Source organism: Dysgonomonas massiliensis (assembly GCF_900240225.1).
In the GTDB taxonomy this organism is placed as follows: Bacteria; Bacteroidota; Bacteroidia; order Bacteroidales; family Dysgonomonadaceae; genus Dysgonomonas; species Dysgonomonas massiliensis.
This window is the reverse complement of the sequence record NZ_OEPV01000013.1, coordinates 32,093-51,939: the sequence shown is the minus strand read 5'-3', so window position 1 is coordinate 51,939 and position 19,847 is coordinate 32,093. Positions and strand designations below refer to the sequence as shown.

The 19,847-nt window shown below is 35.9% G+C and carries 14 protein-coding genes; 2 read left to right on the top strand and 12 right to left on the bottom strand.

From position 1 onward, the window contains the following. Nucleotides 1–3: 3 nt before the first annotated feature. From C1A06_RS12920 to C1A06_RS12890, 7 genes are all read right to left on the bottom strand, one after another. The gene (locus C1A06_RS12920) at nt 4–1,602 is read right to left on the bottom strand and encodes an ATP-binding cassette domain-containing protein (protein ID WP_101690633.1); all 1,599 of its coding nucleotides are present in this window, start codon (nt 1,600–1,602) and stop codon (nt 4–6) included. Next, entirely contained in the window at nt 1,595–3,241 is a 1,647-nt protein-coding gene (locus C1A06_RS12915) for an ATP-binding cassette domain-containing protein (protein ID WP_101690632.1), read from the bottom strand. Before C1A06_RS12915 ends, C1A06_RS12920 begins: the two co-directional genes overlap by 8 nt. Nucleotides 3,242–3,425: 184 nt before the next feature. After that, complete coding sequence (locus C1A06_RS12910; RefSeq protein ID WP_101690631.1) at nt 3,426–4,580, bottom strand: NAD(P) transhydrogenase subunit alpha; 1,155 nt, start codon at nt 4,578–4,580, stop codon at nt 3,426–3,428. Between the two features lie 23 nt (nt 4,581–4,603). Then, nucleotides 4,604–5,905 (bottom strand): putative porin, encoded by a 1,302-nt coding sequence (locus C1A06_RS12905; protein ID WP_101690630.1) that lies wholly within the window; start codon nt 5,903–5,905, stop codon nt 4,604–4,606. Between the two features lie 144 nt (nt 5,906–6,049). Then, nucleotides 6,050–7,339, bottom strand: coding sequence for a kynureninase (gene kynU, locus C1A06_RS12900; RefSeq protein WP_101690629.1), 1,290 nt, complete (start codon nt 7,337–7,339; stop codon nt 6,050–6,052). 34 nt (nt 7,340–7,373) lie between these two features. Further along, entirely contained in the window at nt 7,374–8,564 is a 1,191-nt protein-coding gene (locus tag C1A06_RS12895; RefSeq protein WP_101690628.1) for an MFS transporter, read from the bottom strand. Nucleotides 8,565–9,009: 445 nt separating this feature from the next. Continuing rightward, nucleotides 9,010–9,954 carry a hypothetical protein gene (locus C1A06_RS12890; protein ID WP_101690627.1) on the bottom strand — a complete coding sequence of 315 codons (945 nt, stop codon included), beginning with the start codon at nt 9,952–9,954 and terminating at the stop codon, nt 9,010–9,012. A gap of 298 nt (nt 9,955–10,252) precedes the next feature. On the opposite strand from C1A06_RS12890, the gene C1A06_RS12885 reads away from it, so the two are divergent. Further along, nucleotides 10,253–12,631, top strand: a complete 2,379-nt coding sequence (locus tag C1A06_RS12885; RefSeq protein ID WP_101690626.1) for a TonB-dependent receptor — start codon at nt 10,253–10,255, stop codon at nt 12,629–12,631. Between the two features lie 63 nt (nt 12,632–12,694). Here C1A06_RS12885 and C1A06_RS12880 read toward each other — a convergent pair whose 3' ends face one another. Both C1A06_RS12880 and xrtK read right to left on the bottom strand, forming a co-directional pair. Next, a complete protein-coding gene (locus C1A06_RS12880) occupies nt 12,695–15,484 on the bottom strand; it encodes an MSEP-CTERM sorting domain-containing protein (protein ID WP_101690625.1) in 2,790 nt (929 codons plus the stop codon). Then, complete coding sequence (gene xrtK / locus C1A06_RS12875; RefSeq protein WP_101690624.1) at nt 15,468–15,992, bottom strand: exosortase K; 525 nt, start codon at nt 15,990–15,992, stop codon at nt 15,468–15,470. The genes C1A06_RS12880 and xrtK overlap by 17 nt, the downstream gene beginning before the upstream one ends. A 98-nt stretch (nt 15,993–16,090) precedes the next feature. Between xrtK and C1A06_RS12870 the strand changes: the two genes are divergently transcribed. Next, on the top strand, nt 16,091–16,987 hold the full coding sequence (locus C1A06_RS12870) for a TIGR01777 family oxidoreductase (protein WP_101690623.1): 897 nt from the start codon (nt 16,091–16,093) through the stop codon (nt 16,985–16,987). 9 nt (nt 16,988–16,996) lie between these two features. On the opposite strand, the gene C1A06_RS12865 is transcribed toward C1A06_RS12870, so the two are convergent. The 3 genes from C1A06_RS12865 to C1A06_RS12855 form a co-directional block, all read right to left on the bottom strand. Further along, nucleotides 16,997–17,848 carry a bifunctional helix-turn-helix domain-containing protein/methylated-DNA--[protein]-cysteine S-methyltransferase gene (locus C1A06_RS12865; protein ID WP_101690622.1) on the bottom strand — a complete coding sequence of 284 codons (852 nt, stop codon included), beginning with the start codon at nt 17,846–17,848 and terminating at the stop codon, nt 16,997–16,999. A gap of 125 nt (nt 17,849–17,973) precedes the next feature. Further along, nucleotides 17,974–18,810 carry an FAD/NAD(P)-binding protein gene (locus C1A06_RS12860; RefSeq protein ID WP_101690621.1) on the bottom strand — a complete coding sequence of 279 codons (837 nt, stop codon included), beginning with the start codon at nt 18,808–18,810 and terminating at the stop codon, nt 17,974–17,976. A gap of 10 nt (nt 18,811–18,820) precedes the next feature. Beyond that, nucleotides 18,821–19,846 carry a 4Fe-4S dicluster domain-containing protein gene (locus tag C1A06_RS12855; RefSeq protein WP_101690620.1) on the bottom strand — a complete coding sequence of 342 codons (1,026 nt, stop codon included), beginning with the start codon at nt 19,844–19,846 and terminating at the stop codon, nt 18,821–18,823. Nucleotide 19,847 lies beyond the last annotated feature (1 nt).

Genomic DNA, 19,847 nt, shown 5'->3' with positions numbered 1-19,847 from the left:
GAATTATAGTTTTATCACTTTGTCTACTATGCTTTCAAAATCTTTTAGATGTGTAGCCATCAGTATAGTGATGTCTGGATATGTATGCTTTATATTCTTGAAAATATTAATTGCATTTTCAGAACTTATGCCAGCCGAAGGCTCGTCTACAACCAATAATTGAGGCTCTTTAAGCAATGCTTGTGCCAATAATAACTTCTTTCGTTGTCCGCCACTTAAGGTTTCACCATTTTCACCTAACCAGCTGTCCAATCCCTCAGAGAGAGAAAGTCGCCAACTTTTTAAATCAACCGTTTCTAATACTTGTTCTATAGATTCGTCAGAATAATCTTCGAAATTTTCGCGTAGAGTACCGGTTAATAAGTAAGCTTTCTGCGTGACATAGATACATTCTGGTATGGGCAAGTGAGGCAACTCAACTTCATTATTCCATTGTATTGTTCCATTTAGACGATATTCGGGATAGAAAAGGCTATTCAATAGAGTCGTTTTCCCTTTACCTGTTTCTCCATAAAGAGCAATCCATTCTCCTTTTTTGATATCCAATGATACTTCGTTGGTACGTACATGCGTTTCGGGGACTTTTGCACTTGCAGCTCTTAAAGACAGACATTCGAATGAAGAATGAATAGATGCTTCTTCTGTCATTTGTTCTCCTTGCTTGATAATTGTATCTATATCCTTGACTTGATGTGCAACCGAACTTCTCTCAGATTTGCCAGAGAAAAGCATTTCCGATAATTCGGCTTGTGCCATGATTCCAAAGAAAATACCTATTGCAGTAGGTGCATCTATACTATAATTTTGAGAGTTCCAAAGTAAGAATATCGCGATGATATTAAAACCTAAGCCACCAACAAATTGTAACCAGAACGAATTGGTTTGTAGCTGATCTTCTATTTTCGAAACTTGTGCCATTCTTTGTTCAGTTTGTTCGATGGCCTTTTCTTCTAAATCATATTTTGATATCTCTATTCGCCCTCTGAAACTTTGGATGAGTGCCTGATTATTCTCTTCTCTATATAATTTAAGCTTTTGGTAGAGAATGTTATTTTTCCTGAAAATAAATTGAGGAATGATGAATAGAAGAATTGCAGAAGAAATTAGAAATTCGATAGCTATAGTCAGTGAAAAAACATTCAGAAAGAAAAAGTAAATACTGATAGTAATCAATAGTGCCCAAAAAGGTAAAAGCCACAGCAGTATATAGTTCAGTATCTGATCAACACCATACGTGCTGTTTTCTAATAAGGCTGAATTATTATTTACTTGTTTCTTGAAATAAGGTAGTTTAGCTACCGATTGAAATATTTTTAGCTGAAGATTTTGCTGTGCATTCAATGTAGTCTTATGATTCTCTAGCCGTTCGAAATATCGTGTAGCTGTTCGAAGTATTGTCATCAGTCGAATTACAGCAGATGGTACCAAATAAGAAAATGTTGTGTTAGCTGTAACAAAAACGACACTACAAATGGCTAAGAACCATCCGGAAATTGCAGGAAGTGCTACGAATGCAGCTGTCCATAGCAACAAGAGGAAAAAACCACGTAGCCATTTACCGGCTAAAGGTTGTAATATGTATTTAGCGATAAATTTATTCATGACTCATCTGTTCTCCCCAATTTAAGTTTATGATTGTATCAGCAACGGCTTCAAACATTTCTTCATGCGAGGCTACTATTACTAATTTATCCTCAGCCAATTTTAGAATCTCAGGAATAATGATTTTGACAGTATCCGAGTCGAGATTTGCCGTAGGTTCGTCCAGAATTGCTATTGGTTTAGGGTGTAACATCATTCGGGCAAGTGTGACTAGTTGTCTTTCTCCACCCGAAAGTTGCTTGCCATTATGGCTTAGCTGTGTTTGCCAGCCTTTCTCCTTTTTTGAAAGGATTTTATTCAGAAAGTCGGGATACTGATTTGTATTATCTTTCTTACTTTCAAGAAAAACGTTGTATTGTAATGATCCGTCAAAAATGAAAGGGAACTGATTCATATACGATGAATTAACCTTTAACCATTGTTGCGACCATAAATTATTTTCACCATTTATTGATACTAATCCATTTTGAACGGACAAGCTTCCAGTACAAATTTTCAGTAATGTAGATTTGCCTGATCCCGAAATACCTTTTACCAAAACAAGCCCTTTAAGTGGAAACTTTAAATTTATATTGTGCAAAACTTCTACTGGCGAATCAGGATAGGCAAAGTGTAGGCTTGATATTTCAAAATATTTGAGTTCGATATTTGCATCTATAGCAGGAGAATCAACATTTCCGTCGAGTATTGGCATGATTAATTTTGCAGATGCTAAAGCTTTGTTTCGGTCGTGATATGCACTTACAAATTTTCTCAGATAGAAGAAAAAATATGGAGTCATAATTAGTAGAAACAAAGCTGTATGAAAATCATAGCCTTTTCCGTAATTAGGACCTGTCATAATGCCTAATAAGCTCATTCCGAAGTAAATTGCAACAAATCCGATGCAGATTGTAACAAACAATTCTAGAACGGCTGATGACAGAATTGCAACTTGCATAACATTCGTAGTTGCTTTATTCAGTTCTGTACTTTTCTTTGATAAAAAACGATATTGAGATTTAAAATTGTCAAGATTGACAATTTCGGCAATAGTTTGAAGACGATTGTAAAAAACGGCTGAATATTTTACGAAAAGATTGATGTGCTTTTTGTGCAGAGCTTCGGCTCCAATGCCTATTATAATCATTTGAAAAGGGATTACTAGCAATGAAACTAGTAATGCTAAGCCTACCCATTTTTCCATCCAAAAACTTACTATAAGCAATAATATGCTAGATAGTACAGACGCGATGGCGTATGGTATGAAAAAAGAAAAAAATGGTTTCAAGTCGTCACTAATTCTTGTGACGAACAATGTACTCGATATTGAGTCTAATTTACTGTCGTTTAATAATATGGGGTACAGTTGTTTCTTGATTTTAGAAACTATAATATTACCTGCTTTATAATTAAATTGAGATGCGAAATGAGCAAATATGTATCTCCCGAAGAGGAATATACCAGAATAAATAAGAAAGTTGGGTAATATTTCTTTATCGATGAGCCAGGATGTCGCAAACAACGACAAATACCAGCCGAAGACAATAAAACATCCTACGCTCAAAATAGTTAATATTGAAGCTGAAATATATGCTCCCTTAGCTTCAATTATCTTTTTACTTAGCCAACTTGAAGCGCTTCCCGTATTTGAACTCATTAATTATTCTCTATTATAAGTTTTGTGATATAGATAAAGATAATATTATTTATGATAATATGCTTTAATTCTATAATAACAAAGATAATTAAATTATGTAGATGATTTAGTTTTTATATAGATGTAAAATAAAGGCTGCAAACTTAAATAGTTTGCAGCCTTTGCTTATCGGGAACGATTAGTATTAACCCATAGCTTCTAATGCTCCAGTATGCACAATTTTACCATCTATTGTTACAAGTATTGCTTTGACTATCTCGTCAGACATATCCAATTCAATCTTACCATCCTTAGTTAAGAATTTTACTAAGTTGTATACATTCTGGGCAAACATCCAAGTCGAACTTGTTGCCAATGTTCCAGGAATATTTTTAACACCGATAATAGTTACACCGTGTTTTACTTCTGTAGTTCCAGGAGGAGTTAATGCGCAGTTACCACCTTGGTCAATAGATATGTCGACAATAACTGATCCATGTGGCATTTGTTTAACCATATCTTCAGTAATAAGGATAGGAGCCACTTTACCTGGTACTAGTGCGCCGCAAAAAACAACATCCATTTCTTTGATAACTTCTGTCAATTTTGCACGTTCTTTTTCTATCCATTCTTCAGGCAATGCTTTTGCATATCCACCATCTGCAATAGCCAGATCAGCAGGGATACCTAAATCTATAGCTTTTGCACCAAGGCTGAGGGCTTGCTCAACAGCAGCCGGACGGATATCTGTAGCATAAGTTGTAGCACCTAAGCGTTTAGCGGTAGCCAGTGCTTGAAGGCCTCCTACGCCAACACCAATAACTAATACTTTGGCCGGTTGCATAGCTCCAACGGCAGTAAACATAGGTGGGATAAACTTCGGAAGTTCGTTAGCAGCCATCAATATTCCTTTGTAACCGGCACATGTACTCATCGAAGTCAAAGCATCCATAGATTGAGCGCGCGAAATACGAGGTACACTGTCTAATGTCATACTGATAACTCCTTGCTCAGCCAATTTTTTTACCATATCATGGTTTACTGGCGATGCTGGATGTATAAATGTGATCAAATATTGCCCTTTGTGCATTAGTTCAACTTCATGCTTATTGTACTCTGTGTTGAATAGCGGTTCTTTTACTTTAAGTATTAAGTCTGCTTTTTCATACACTTCCTTAGCCGAATCAATGATTTGAGCACCTGCTGCAACGTAATGTTCGTCTAAATAATATGATCCAACTCCTGCACTTTTTTCAACTAATACGGTTGAACCATCTGCAATATATTTTTTTACAGCTTCCGGACTGGCAGATACACGTGCTTCGCCGGGCATTATTTCTTTAGGTATTCCAATTATCATAATACTAGTTTTTATTTGTTAGTTTAATATTTGTACTGAATTCTTAATGAGAAAATATTGTCTTTTCTGTTTCTATTGAATCCTTGCTCGGCAAGATTTATCGATTTTTCATTGATAGGCATTTCATAAAATGCTTGCACCCTAATAGCAGGATATGGGAACCAAATAAGGCCTAAACTTACAGTCTGATAACTAATGTCTGTTGCGTTTGTATTGAACTGACCAACTTCGTTATCTGATACTTTTGTGTTTGGATCATGCCAACTATAGCCTCCCCAAAATGTTAGCGGAAGTTTTTTCCCTAATTGTTGTAGGTAATAAACATAACCTCCATTAAAATCTCTGATGTATGTATCTGTCGTAGGTCTGTCTTTTGAATTTGGACTGTCATAGAAATCTCCACCTGCTGGTTGTGTACCGAAGACATATTCTCCGCGAAGTTGACTGAGACCGAAAGGCGTATCGAATGCTAATTGGGCATTGATATCGAAATATTCTCGTTTTGCATATTTGCCGATATTGTCGGGATTACTATTCAGAACGAACTCTTTACCTTTCATCTTATAGACATTCTCACTGCCTTGATATACTGATCCGTTGTAGTATGAGAATCCTCCTGATAGTCGAATAGGTTTCTTTTTATTTGTACTGGCTGTTACTGTACCTACAAAGTCGCGCCGACTATCGGTCTCTCTCTGTACACCATTACCACCAACAAGGCTAAGATTTACATTCAGATTGGCATATTTTTCTGGGGCCCGATATGTTAGTTGTGCACCTATATCGTAAATGTCAGGGAGTAAACTGTATAGAAAAGAAGTTCCTTCTATAAGTTCATATGCCGAAGGAGATACACTCAATTCGTAACCGAAGTTTGGGTTTAATGAACCTACCGACAAACTGAAGCGATTGGTCCAAGGATCGGTGATATTTAGAAAAGCATCACTAAACCAAATGTCTTTGTTGTCTTTGACTTCGACAGTTAACAATGCCTGAACGATTCCAGTTTGGTACATTGTACTAAAAAAAGCTCTTCGAAGTCCAAATCTGTTAAATGATTTCTCTCCATAATTTTCATTTGTCGATCCAACCATTAAGCGATTTACATCTTTTTGTCCATGTTGGTATTGCCCTTGAAAATATGCAGAGAAGTAGATGTTTTTGGCGATCTTTTTTAGAGTAGGTTCATCGACTTCTTGGTCGATAGTATCTTTTTCAATTTTGGTCGTCGAACCATCGGTGTCTTTGTTGTAATTTTCTCCTCGTGCAAACAAGGATGGGATAAATACCATTACAAAAATTATTAGAATCCAGTTTTTTTTCATGGTAAAAAGATTTATCATTAACGAAATGTGGATTGGAAATGAGCCCGGAAATCAATTTTATACAGATTGAGGTAAGCTAGAGGAGGTCGAGGTTAACTAGCCTATATAGTTAACCTCTTCCGCCTGTTCATGCACAAGGGTTAGTTACATAACCATTGCTCTCTCTGCACTGTATTTTTCCCACTCTTTGTTTTCTCCGATAACTCTTAATGCTTCAACCAATTTGAATGCATCTTCGTAGCTATTGTAAAGAGCAATTGGAGCTAGTCTGATAACATTAGGTTCGCGATAGTCAGGCACTACATCATGATCTTTCAGTGCAAGACAGATACGATAAGCCTCATCATGTACTAGTGATACGTGACCTCCACGTTTTGTGTCGTCGGTTGGATTATTATATGAGTATCCGTATTGTGTAAGTGTTGTATCTATCAAGTACATTAGATAGGCTGTCAGATTAAGTGATTTCTCACGTATATTGTGCAATCCAGCTTCATCATAAATATTAAGAACTCCTTCTAGCGGAGCCATTGAGAAGTGACTTGGAGTACCTGTTTGCCATGCAATAGCATCAGGTGCTTGTTCGAATTTGTGTCTAAGTTGGAATTGTGTTTCATCTTTGTTTCCGAACCATCCTGCTAATCCTACTGATTTGCCAAAATGTTTTTTATTTACGAACAAACCTGCAGATGCACCTGGTCCAGCTGATAGATACTTGTAATTACACCAAATTGCGAAATCAGGATCTATTTTCTTGAAATCATGCTCAACACATCCTATTGAGTGACAAAGGTCCCAACCAATATAAATACCTCTCTTATGAGCTTCTTTTGTAACACGTTCCATATCTACGAGCTGTGCACTACGATATAGAACCGATGGTAATAAGATTACTGCAACATCGTCAGTCATAGCTTCGATAATATCGTCTTCGTAGATGAAAATACCGTCTCTGCTTTTTACAACTTTCACTACATCTTCTACTTTCATACCCTTAAGCTCGACTTGGCTATCGATAGCATAACGGTCTGTTGGGAAGTTAAGGTCGTCCACCAATATTTTATAACGATCTTTTGTCGGACGCCAGAACGTACCTATCATTTGATGAACATTGATTGTCGTATTTCCGGTAACAATAACTTCGTTTTCGTCAGCTTTAATAAGCTTAGCTAATCTATTACCTAGTTCGCGAGCATATTGGAAATAGTATCCGTCTTTCACGTTCCAAAGAAGGATGCCTTCAGTTTTCCATACTTCAATCATATCTAATAATGCTTTTTCTGCATCTTTCGATGCTAGTCCAAGCGAGTTACCATCCATATATATTTTGCCGCCTTCGAGTTGATAAAATCTTTCTCTGAATGCTCTTAGAGGATCTTTTTGATCTAGTTCTTTTGCATAATTTAATCCTGGGTTGAAATTTTTGTTTGCCATTTTTATTCCTCCTAATATTTTTAGTTAGTATTTTTTAATTGATTTGATTTACTTTGTTTTCACGTCTCAAGAATGGGTATGCTAATACTGCTCCTACAAGTGCGACTACTGTTAATGGTAATACTCCGATAGCCCATCCGTAACTACTTACTAGACCTGAAACAATTGGAATTCCTATTAATGCACCTACGTAATAGAATAAGTAAACTATAGCGAAACTGTCTTCGATAAGTCCTGGGTGTTTCACTACTTTTGGCACTGATGCTGCAATTGATGTTGAAGTAAAGCTTATACATGTTGATAGAACGATAACTTGAACAAGTAGTAGAGTTTCAGGTGTCTTATCTGTAACGAAACATGCAATAGCCATTATAATGAAAGAGAAAAATCCGATTGTTAGTGGTTTGCCGGTCTTTTCGATAAGGAATCCTATAATAAGCCCTACTGGAATACCAATCAATCCAAATATCATTGAATTAAGACTTGATGCTTCCGGTGCTAAGTTGTATACAGTCTTGAATATTGTAGGATAACCATCTAGGAATGTAAACAAGATGAAGCTGACAGTCGACATCGCTATTGCGAGCATAATTATTCGTGAGTTACTGAATGCTTCTTTCAGTGATGCTTTGTTGACCTTTTCCGAACCATTGCTTTCGCTTCTAGGATTGTCAAATAATAAGATGAAAAACACACCGATTATGGCCGAAGCAACTGCTAACGCCAGCCAAATGCTTTTAAGTCCATAGCTGCTGTATATCATTGGTAATATGTAGATAACCGCAGCATATCCGAATGCAGAGAATGTACCGAAAATACCTACAGCTAGTCCATATCCTCCATCTTTAAACCAATGTGTAATTAGTACCATGCCTGTAACCATAATGAATGAGAAGGATATCCCTTCTATGATTCTAGCCACTAACATTACGGAGTACGAATCGGTGATATAACCGATAAAGTTTCCTAAGAAGAGTGCAACCATTATCAAAATACTAATCAGTTTAGCTCCATAACGTTTCACAAGATTACCGCCGGGAATTGCAAGAAATACGGGAGCAAAAGCGAAAATTGATACATAGATTGATACTTCTAATGGACTAATATTCAGCAATGAAATGAAGGATTCGCGTAAGTCAGTCGGCGAAATTTTCATCTGGCTGATCGAGAGAATTATTGCACCTAGATAAAGTAAGGTGAATTTAAACCATTTTGATCCTTTCATGTGTTTCGTATTAAATTGTTAGCAAATGTTTACTTAAAGTAGATGGGCTTATAGTTGCAGAGAGTCATCTATTATAACGTGCTAGATGGGGATCGTATGTCGATTTATGTGTAGCTATTTCTTTCTCTTTAAATAGCTTTTCTGATTAACGTATGTTCAAGTTATAAATAGAAAAGAAAATGAAGAAGCTTATTTTTTTCTTAAAATGCAAAAAGAAAATTGTATTTTTTCTATTTTCGAGTTTGATGCTTTTGGTTGAATAATTTTGGCGGATATGGAAATTAAAAGTCCGTTGAAATTTACATTGTAAGTTTATAGGAGTCTAATTATTGATAAAAATTGTATTTCAAGAAAAATACTTATTTCGCAAGCATAGTAATACTTATGCTAAGTAAATTAGCATAGATGAGAATTAATAAATTACACAGATATTTTGTTAGAAGGCTTATAATAAGCCAATCATGTCTTTTTGATCCGAAAGGAAAGAAATTTTGGTTGGTTCTCCAGACATTGTGATTGACGAAGAACACTTTCTGATTACTTGTATACGTCTGAGATGTGATTGACACATTTCTCTGTCAAAAGAGAGGAGTGAATTTGGATAATGTAGGTCTATTACAGAAGCGTCTAAAGCTTTTGAGACAATCAACGAGTGCGATAGGTCGAGAATCACATGCGATACATATAAAGAGATTTCTTTTTGACGAAATAATCCAGTACGTGCAGTTTCGTCAATAATATTAAGAATGGAGATTAGTTCTTTTTTTAGATGTTGCTTTTCTTGTTCTGAAATAAGATTTAGATTATTGAAGAATTGGATATCGCTTATTATTGATGTCAACAAATTAGGGGCCAATATATATGTCAGATTAAAATACTTGAGCTCATTCCAATATTCTTCTTGTATTTTTAATAATTTGTTCGGTATTTCGATATGCGATAATGGTAGGGGTTGTACGGCTCCGATATTGAATTGTGTTTTCAGTAACTTTAATTTTGTGAGATAAGGATGTTCGTAGTAAAAAATATCGGGTATAGATCGGCATACACTATATAGTGTCGAATCAGACTTTTTGTCTATTCCTTCTAAGACATTCAGGTCGGCTTCGATTTTTTTTATATTACTGTTCGCCGGATTTGCATCTTCAGGTAAACGAAGATTGAATGTTACTTTTTCTCCACCTTCGCGTATTATCAATGATGTTAAATTAATATTTAAAGCTTTTGATATTGTGACTACTTCCGATAATGTAAATTCGACTTCACCTCTGATACGTCTGTAGCTTGCCTCTTTTCCTAAATTAATTAGTCTCGATATAAAGTCAACAAGCTTTTCGTCTTCAGGTACATAACGGGCTATAATGTCTATAAATGTCTTTTGGTAGTCCATACTGCTTAATCGTAGAGCCAAATTATTAAATGGATTATCTGTTTCTCAGGTAACGGTATAAACAAATATAAGAATTTATTGTATAATAATATATATATGGAAATAAATAATAATTTTGAGGCGCAAGTATACTTTCTATATATTATAAGAGACGGATATTTATTCCTTGAACAATAAACTGATTTACTTGTTGATTAAATGGTGTGTTAAAATAATTTAAATAACATCTATCGAAAAGTAGTTCTTTCATAACTGATAAAGTTAATTATATATTTAGCTGATAATTGTAGATTTTACTATGTATAAAAATAAAATAACTCTTATACTCTTTTTCATCCTTATATCTTTCAATGTAATTGCACAAAATAAACATTCGATAAAAGGATATGTGATTGATCAAGGCGATCGTTCACCAGTTGGCTTTGCCAGTGTCGCAATTAAAGGAACAACTATAGGAGTGCAAACCGATTCAATCGGATATTTTTCGATAGATAATTTAAGTCCAGGTTCATATTCATTACAAGTCTCTTTTGTTGGATATAAGACAGCCATAACACCAGAATATTCATTAACGGTAAATGATTTACATGTAACGGTTGAGATAGAGGCTAATGCTAATGAAATGGCAGCAGTGAATGTCTATCCTTCACCTTTTAGGCGTACAACCGAAAGCCCGGTTGGATTGCATATTATAAGCTCGCAAGAAATAGAAAAGAGTCCGGGTGCAAACCGAGATATATCACGTATCGTACAATCGTACCCCGGAGTATCTTTTTCACCTTCAGGCTATAGAAACGATTTAGTTGTCAGGGGTGGGGGACCTTCCGAAAATAGTTTTTATCTGGATGGAATTGAAATTCCAAACATCAATCACTTCAGTACACAAGGAGCTTCGGGTGGACCGATGAGTATCATTAATGCCGACTTTATCCGAGAAGTTAATTTCTTTACCGCTGCTTTTCCTTCGTATAGCAGTGATGCACTGAGTTCTGTACTGGATTTTAAGTTGAGAGATGGTAATCCCGAGAAGTTATCGCTCAAAGCAACTTTGGGTGCATCAGAAGCCTCGGTTGCGATTAATGGACCAATGGGAAATAAAACGACTTATTTAGTATCGTTGAGACGTTCATATTTGGAATTCCTTTTCGATATGATAGGCTTACCTTTTCGTCCTACTTATAACGATGCCTTATTTAAAATAAAAACCAAGTTTTCGCCAACTCATGAACTTACCTTTATAGGCCTAGGAGGATTGGATGATATGAAGCTAAATGATAAGGCCACGACTGATGACGCCGAATATATACTTAGTTACTTACCAACTATTAAACAGGAAACTTTTACAGTTGGTGCTGTATATAAGCATTATAGTAAAATAAATACTCAGACTGTAGTATTAAGTCATAGCTACCTGAATAATAGGAATACTAAATATCAGGATAATGATGAGAGCAATCCTGATAATTTACGGCTAAAGTATAAATCTGTTGAACAAGAATCTAAATTTCGGTTTGAAAATTTGACACGTTTAGGTGATTGGAAGATCAATGCTGGAGCCAGTCTCGATTATGTGCAATATGATAATAAAAGTTTTCAGCGTTTGTTCCTGAGCGGTAGAGATGTAGATTGGAACTATGAAACCGATCTGAATTTTGCTAAATGGGGTATTTTCACGAATATCGATTATGTCTCACCTAATGAAAGATTAAAAGCATCTTTAGGAGTAAGAGCAGATGCAGCGTCATATGCTTCGACTATGAATAAGATATATAAGCAGATTTCGCCTCGATTGTCTTTATCCTATCGACTTATAGGTAATTTGAACGCGAGTGCTAATATTGGGCGTTATTATCAATTACCACCTCTTACGGCATTAGGATTTAAAGACAATAATGGTAAATATGTAAATAAAGAACTTGATTATATGCAAGTCGATCAACTTTCGGGAGGTTTTAATTGGACTATCCAAAATAATCTTGAAATTTCACTCGAAGGTTTCTATAAACAATATGATAAGATGCCTCTATCGGTAGAAGATGGCATTCCATTAATGAGTAAAGGTGACGATTATGGAATTATCGGTAATGAGTACCTTTTACCAACTTCAGAAGGTGAAAGTTATGGAGCCGAATTGTTGGCTAGATGGATTGTTATGCGTAAAGTAAATGTTTCATCATCATTTACTTTGTTCAAAAGTAAATTTAAGAGCGCAGAAGATAAGTCGGTGGCCTCGGCATGGGATAATGGTTATATATTCAATATAGTAGGTACATATAATTTACCTAAAAATTGGAGTGTCGGAGCCAAGATCAAATCGATAGGAGGTGCACCATATACTCCATACGATCTGGATAAATCTTCGTTAGTAGAAGCATGGGATGCTCAAGGGAAACCTTATTTCGATTATAGCCAATACAATACGAAGCGTAATTCATCATATACTCAACTGGATTTGAGGGTTGATAAGATTTTCTATCTTAAAAAATTCATGGTAGGTTTATACGTAGATTTACAGAATATAACTGGCAGTAAGTTTAAAAATCAGGATGTAATAATCAGTACAGGTAATATAATAAATCCAGAGGCTCCCAAAGAAGAACAGCGATATGAGATGAAGTCGTTGAAACGGGTAAGTTCCACAATGGTTCCTACCATTGGTGCAACATTTGAATTTTAGGAATTGAGCCTATTGAGGGAAAAAAGCAAGAGTTTTTACTCTTGCTTTTTATTTTGTAATAAATTAATATCTATTGTGTCTTATTCTGATCAGTATGTAGAAAGCTCCTAGTAAAAGTAATAATATATACAGATCCGGTTCTGACATCCTTATTTCATCTTCTAGGTCTAGATTTTTATTACCGGCAAGAATATCTTCTTGTTTCTTTTTAAGTAGAGCTTCCTGAGTTTCGTTCTCAAGTACAATGTATGATGTAAGAGGGGTCATCACTCCAGAACGAAAACTTGATTTAACTAATTCCACCCAATTATCCTTTGCTCTGTGAGGATATAAAGTCTGAAACATCCAACTACTTTGTTGATTCAGAGCAGTTAGCCAATCTTTATTCTTTCCGATGTTATCCCATTCTACTGAATTTGGATTAATAACAATTGCAGACTCTAGATCATCAGATAAATAAGCTTTGTAGCCATCCTCGAATTGGAATGTCCGAGTATATGTAGTTTCTATTATCTGATCAACCCGAAAATGGCTAAGATTACCAAACAGAGTGTTTGCAAACAGCGTGTCATTATTCATGGTATAAAAATGTTGATAATCTGGGTATGCAAACCTAAAATCATCAAAATTCTCTTCTAATAATGATTTAGTAGAATTATTTCCTAATACAACAAAAATGGGGAAATACTCAAGGGAAGGGTTAGTATAATTATTAAATATGGCTTTGCGGATAGCTCTGCCCCATACGAAGCCACTTTCATCGGTCTTCTCTTTCAATTGCTGTTGCCAGTCAGTATCTAAATTTGCTGTTTGGACATAAGTTCCAGTATAAGAGATTTTGGCATTCTCTCCTTTGATGAAATTACCATTGATTAATTTCTCTATTTGATTGATGAGAACGTTCTTATTACTATCGTTTATATTCACTATAAAATGGAAGTAGGGCTTTCTTTTCGCTAGAGGTAGATCGACCTTTTCGGAAGGTGGAATATAAGCTACATGATTGTTGCTGATAATTTTATCTATACCATCATTTTTTTCTCCTAAATCTATTTGATTGTTATCGATAGTAATGTTTACGGGTTCTTTATGTATCAATTCTATACCGGTATATCTTGTTTCATTAGCTTGAAACGGAAATACACGAAAGTCGATCATATTACCATATGTATATCTCAGTATTCCCGGATCTCTGTTGACGTTCCTAATTTCATTATAAATCCATGTTGCCGCTTTTTTATCTGCTAATAACCCTTTCTTTCTGATTCCTTCTACATCTAGATAGTAGTCGCTTATCCAGCAACCTTCAGGCAATTCAAACTTTGTTTCATATTCTGTATTCCAGAAGTTAGGTGTACTGTTATGTAGCGATAAATCAACCCAACTGATCCATACTTGCTGATTTTTATCATAAGTAGATGTATGTTTAATATCGCTTATATAGATATCCTTTCTCTGCATATTATTATTTAGAGAATCTGTGACAGTTTTTTCTGCAACAGATCTTTTATAGGTTGATACAGTTGGCGTCTCTCCCCAAAATACATTCTTTATTGTAGCCTTTTTCTCTGCCGAAAGGTTGAGATTATCCAGGACCAGCCAGCGATAGAAGTTCCCAAGGTATGGTGTTGTCGTGTAAAGGATAGACTGACCTCTTCTTTCTTCTATATTAGACAGAGTGCGTTGTATCGAAGCCTTATCTAGTTTGTAATCTTTTTCATAGTCGGGGCTATATAAATAATCGAGTGTTTCGTTTAATGTCTTTTTATCAAAAGAATATGATACGGTTAGTGCAACGGGCAGCACGCAGAATGAAATGATACATACTATATTGAGTAGCATCGGATTTATCTTCAGCTTCAACAATTTCATATCCTTGAAAAGTTGTGTGGTATACACAACAAATAAAGCTAACGGAGTAAGCATTAGAAATCCTGTGCCAAAAGCAATTATTGCTATAAGTGAAAGAGGGAGAAAAGGTAAAAATACGATAAAGAAATAAAATGTAAAGCTATAGCAGATAGCTCTTCCAATAAATAACGCAAAGTATGATTTGCCATTTTGGGGTGATGGTATGCATAACAGTATACCATTTATAAGTGCTAATATATAAAACCAGATACTCGAAAAATTACCGAAAGTATTCGGAAATATATATTCGTTTACATACAGACCAACAAGAGGGAGGATTATCCCGATAATAATTTTTACAGCAAGCAAACCTTTATGACCTGTTTTTCTCTGCATAAGCAGGATGTATATTCCTCTAACAAGCAGCATCAGAAAAAACAAAGTTCCGCATATGAATATGATAGCATAGATGTAATCAAAATCAAAAAAGCCACCGAAAAGATGAGGTATAAGCGTTCCGAAAATATAGAAGCTAATAGGTATAAGTATTGCAACAGCAAAGTTGTGCCAAGCTTTTTTATCATCGACTGATGGTGTGAGTAGTATTACTGTACAAAGTGCTGCATGTGCCAAAGTTGGCATCAATGCTGCAAGTAAATAGATATGTATATTGCCGGAAGTCATCCAAAAAGGAATTTGCCAAGGGAGTAAATCATCCAAATCAGAATAGACAAAGAATAGATACGCAATATATATGATAAGTGTTGTTGCACAATAATAAAGGTTCACTTTGCTTTTTCGGATTGTCGAAACTAAGGAGTAGCACACAGTTGTAATACCTAATGCGACAAGAGCATAGGCTGTTTTTTGCCACATACTAATGTTCTCCTCATCCAATAGAGACTTGATGACATTATATTCGCTCCCTCCTAAGAGTATGACTATTATTATTGGTAGCGTATTTATTAGAATTAACCATTTGGGATCAAGCAGCTTTTTCATGTTTGTTCAGTTTTGTCGTAAGGTGATTCAATAAGAAATAGCTTAGAATAAGAAACGATAGATATACTAAAATACCTTCAGCCCGATGCAGCCAATTATTATTCGGATCTATTAATCCTATAATGTTATTTTGCATAAGGATGAGATAACTTGCTATTCGAGATGTGTTAGCCAATATTGTAGTAATGTATGCGATACAGATAGAAATCGAAATTATAAAGAAACTTCTAAACTTTTTTATTTGTACTACGATATATGTCGCCATCAAGAATGAAATTAATAAAAAATTGAATCCAGAGCAGGACTTATCTATCAGAAAACCCAAGCCAGAGAAGCGATAACCTAGTTGAGGATTGTATACAGACTTTGTTGCCGTAAATAATTCTATAATGCTATTTGTCGGGGCCAGTAGAAAAAGGAGATCATTATTCTCCGCATTTCTGAACCATAGCTTTGCACAAACGAATATTATCAAGCTTGCGATTAATATTGTGTAGTTTCTCTTCATTAAATAATTCTCTAAAGTCCACTAAGTTATAAATTAATTGTAGATTATCTGAAATAAAAAATTATCTTTAGTGTACACAAGCAAAACGTATAGGACTGATGCATATTTTTATAACAGGAGGAACCGGACTCATCGGAAGATCTCTTATTCGGGAACTTTCAGATCGAGGAAATATAATTACAGTATTAACGCGCGATATAATTAAAGCACGTAATGTTCTTAACTCGAGCGTAGATTTCTACTGTTCGAGCCTTGATGCGTTAGAAACACTCGACGACTATGACGCTGTGATAAATTTAGCTGGTGAGCCGATTGTTGGCAAACGATGGTCTGAACGACAAAAAGAAGTTTTGTGCGAAAGTAGATGGAGCATAACATATCGGTTGTCAGAACTGATAGAAAATAGTACTAATCCGCCTCAAATATTCATCTCGGGATCGGCTGTAGGCTATTATGGAGCACAGAATGGAAAAATACTGACAGAAAAGTCTCATCCTCATGACGAATTCTTGCATCAGCTTTGCTATAAATGGGAACAGCTGGCTGCGGATAGCCAGAGCGATAAGGCACGTGTTTGTATTTTGCGTACAGGCATTGTTCTGTCGAAAGATGGAGGAATGTTGCCTAAAATTATTTTGCCATTCCGCTTCGGACTAGGATCTATTTTGGGTAGGGGCGATCAATACATTTCATGGATTCATATTCGAGATATGGTTGATGGAATTCTCTTTCTATTGAATAATTCCGATGCAAAAGGTGTATTTAACTTAACAGCTCCAAATCCCGAGACAAATAGAATGTTTTCGAGGAAACTGGCATCGGCTATGTCTCGTCCGTGTTTGTTTCGTCTACCCAAATTTCTCCTGAAGGCAATTTTAGGAGAAATGTCAACAATGGTTGTTGATGGGCAACGTGTAGTTCCCGAAAATTTATTGAAATCGGGTTATCGTTTTAGTTTTGAGAATTTAGATGACGCTTTTGATGAAATCTTTTAACATAAATGATCAAAGATCAGTATTGTTATTTTGAGCAGATTCCCAACCTATTATAGCTGTTTTACGGATACTTCCCCAGTGATATTGTCCAAACAACCCTGTAGATTGTATAACCCTATGACATGGAATAAGATATGCAATGGGATTACTACCTACTGCCGAGCCTATAGCTCTGCTAGCTTTGGGGTTGTCAAGCTTCTTAGCTATATCGCCATAGGTAACAACTTCACCGATTGGTATTCTTAATAAAGTTTCCCATACTTTTAGCTGAAAGTCAGTACCCTTTACATGTAATTTCAATTGACTCGGTTGTGACCAATCATTGTCAAATACAGACTGAATATCTTGTATCTTTACATCAGTTGTATTATTATATTCTGCATTTGGAAACATCGATTTCATGAATGAAATAGCTTCAGACCTATTGTCAACAAAAGCCATGTGACATATTCCTTTAGTTGTGGACGCAATTAGCATTTCTCCGAAAGGGCTGGAATCGAAATCGTAATTGATCTTAAGATTTTCGCCTCCATTCTTATACTCCCCGGGAGTCATACCTTCTATACTAACAAAAAGATCGTGCAAACGACTTGTTCCGGACAATCCAATTTCATAGCTGGCCTCAAATAGGGTTGACTGACCATGCTTCAATAAATCTTTTGCGTGCGAAAGACTTATATACTGAAGAAATTGTTTAGGGCTGACTCCAGCCCATTCGGTAAACAATTTCTGGAAATGATAGGGGCTTAGATTTATTTGCTCGGCAACGTCGTTCAGACTTGGTTGATTTTTATAATTGCTATTAATAAATTCGATAGCCTTGCTTATCCGTTCGAAATTGATTGCACATTGATTATCCATAATTGTACTTTTATACAAAAAAATACAAAATAACAATGCTAAGCAACCCGTTTCTTGCGAAATGTTTTAAGACTTTGATAAATTATCGTATGCGATGGAATATCTTGAAATAAGATGTTATTAATTTAATATTCAGCTGGTAATTCTTCCAGTTGGATTCGAGAAAAGACAGGCCCATCTTTACATACATATTGCTTCCCTACATTGCATCGTCCGCACTTTCCTACACCGCATTTCATCCGGTTTTCAAGTGTTGTATAGATATTTTCAGGTGAGAAACCTAATTTGTCAAGAACGGGAAATGTGAATTTAATCATAACTGGAGGTCCACAGACTATTGCTATCGTATTTTCTGGCGAAGGATTCATTTTTTCCAAAATAGCAGGAACAAATCCTACTTCACCATCCCAATCTGGAGTTTCTCCTCCCGGATCTACAGTTGTCATTAAGCGAACATCCGGTCTGTCTTTCCATTCTTTCAATTCATGTTTATATACAAGATCTGCCACAGACTTAGCTCCGTACAAAATGCTTATATCTTTAAAGTTTTCTCGGGTATCCAAAGCATTCCAAATCAAACAACGCATTGGGGGCAAGGCTATTCCTCCTGCAATGAAAAGAAGATTCTTTCCTTTCCACTCGTCAATGGGGAAAGTATTTCCGAATGGACCGCGAAAGCCCATGGTTTGTCCTTCTTCCAGCTTAGCTAAAGCAGAAGTTACTTTCCCGGCTTCACGAAAAGTACATTCGATATATCCTTTTCTAGTCGGAGAAGAAGCAATACAAAAAGTACATTCCCCTTCTCCGAATGCAGAGTATTCACCAAACTGTCCGGCTTTGAAACGGAAACTTTCAGCTGCCACTTCATCCTGAAATTTCAAACGAAAAGTTTTTACACCAGGAGCCTCTTGTGTGATTTTATCGATAGTCACCAAATAAGGTAAATATATATTATCGTTCATAACTTTATATTCAGATTGTTTCTACTTCTAGTTTAGCTATAGACTCCAGATGTTCGGCCAGATTCATATCCACAGGGCATGCTCTCGAACAGCGTCCGCATCCCGTACATCCTACGGTATGTAAGCGTTCGGGCATATACGAAAATTTATGCAATAGGCGTTGTCGCCATCTTTGACTTTGAGTCTCTCTAGGATTATGCCCAGATGTGTGAACTGTAAACAGAGAAAAACCGCAAGAGTCCCAGCATCTAAGTCTTTCGCCCGATTCACCTCTGGTATTTTCCTGAATATCGAAACAAGCACATGTCGGACATACGAAAGCGCAAGCACCACAACCAAGACAGCGCCTCGATTGTTTTTTCCAAACTTCGCTGTCGAACATACTGCTTATTTTTTCTTGTATATCACTAAGTGTAAATCGAGTTTCGATTTTAGCCAAAAAATTATCTTTGTTTACTTCAGGTGCTACTTCAAAATAGCTTTTGTATTTTTGGACTAATTCTGAACCTTTTTCCGATATGATTTCAACAAGATAACCATCATCGTTTATCTTGGTAAGAAGAATATCGCTCCCCGTAGTATTTCCCGGACCTCCGTTTACAGATGTACAGAAGCAAGATTCGTCAGACTTAGCACAACTTAGACTTATCAATGTTGTTCTTTTCATCCTTTCGCTGAAAGGTAAATCTTTAGTGTCCCAATTGAAGATACTCGATAGTGGTTTGAAACCAACAGCATCGCAGGGATGGAGACCAAATACAACAACTTCTGGTATTGAGTTTACATCGTAGTTTTGCAATGTAACATTACCTTGTTCTTTCTGATACGAGAATAGCCTTTCTGTACGCGGAAAAGCTACAGATTTAGCCGATTGAGCAGTTTGAATGTGATCCATTGAAATTTCATCAACCGAATTGATACGCTTGAAATTTACAATATCTCGTTCGGAAACCGGTGCATATATGTATGTGTCATTTTTCTGGATTTCGGTTAATAAATCCATTAATGATTTATGACTTATGTATTTTCTTTCCATG

Coding starts and splice junctions, on each gene's coding strand:
- C1A06_RS12920 (WP_101690633.1), bottom strand. CDS start 1,602: ATGAATAAATTTATCGCTAAATACATATTACAACCTTTAGCCGGTAAA.
- C1A06_RS12915 (WP_101690632.1), bottom strand. CDS start 3,241: ATGAGTTCAAATACGGGAAGCGCTTCAAGTTGGCTAAGTAAAAAGATA.
- C1A06_RS12910 (WP_101690631.1), bottom strand. CDS start 4,580: ATGATAATTGGAATACCTAAAGAAATAATGCCCGGCGAAGCACGTGTA.
- C1A06_RS12905 (WP_101690630.1), bottom strand. CDS start 5,905: ATGAAAAAAAACTGGATTCTAATAATTTTTGTAATGGTATTTATCCCA.
- kynU (WP_101690629.1), bottom strand. CDS start 7,339: ATGGCAAACAAAAATTTCAACCCAGGATTAAATTATGCAAAAGAACTA.
- C1A06_RS12895 (WP_101690628.1), bottom strand. CDS start 8,564: ATGAAAGGATCAAAATGGTTTAAATTCACCTTACTTTATCTAGGTGCA.
- C1A06_RS12890 (WP_101690627.1), bottom strand. CDS start 9,954: ATGGACTACCAAAAGACATTTATAGACATTATAGCCCGTTATGTACCT.
- C1A06_RS12885 (WP_101690626.1), top strand. CDS start 10,253: ATGTATAAAAATAAAATAACTCTTATACTCTTTTTCATCCTTATATCT.
- C1A06_RS12880 (WP_101690625.1), bottom strand. CDS start 15,484: ATGAAAAAGCTGCTTGATCCCAAATGGTTAATTCTAATAAATACGCTA.
- xrtK (WP_101690624.1), bottom strand. CDS start 15,992: ATGAAGAGAAACTACACAATATTAATCGCAAGCTTGATAATATTCGTT.
- C1A06_RS12870 (WP_101690623.1), top strand. CDS start 16,091: ATGCATATTTTTATAACAGGAGGAACCGGACTCATCGGAAGATCTCTT.
- C1A06_RS12865 (WP_101690622.1), bottom strand. CDS start 17,848: ATGGATAATCAATGTGCAATCAATTTCGAACGGATAAGCAAGGCTATC.
- C1A06_RS12860 (WP_101690621.1), bottom strand. CDS start 18,810: ATGAACGATAATATATATTTACCTTATTTGGTGACTATCGATAAAATC.
- C1A06_RS12855 (WP_101690620.1), bottom strand. CDS start 19,846: ATGGAAAGAAAATACATAAGTCATAAATCATTAATGGATTTATTAACC.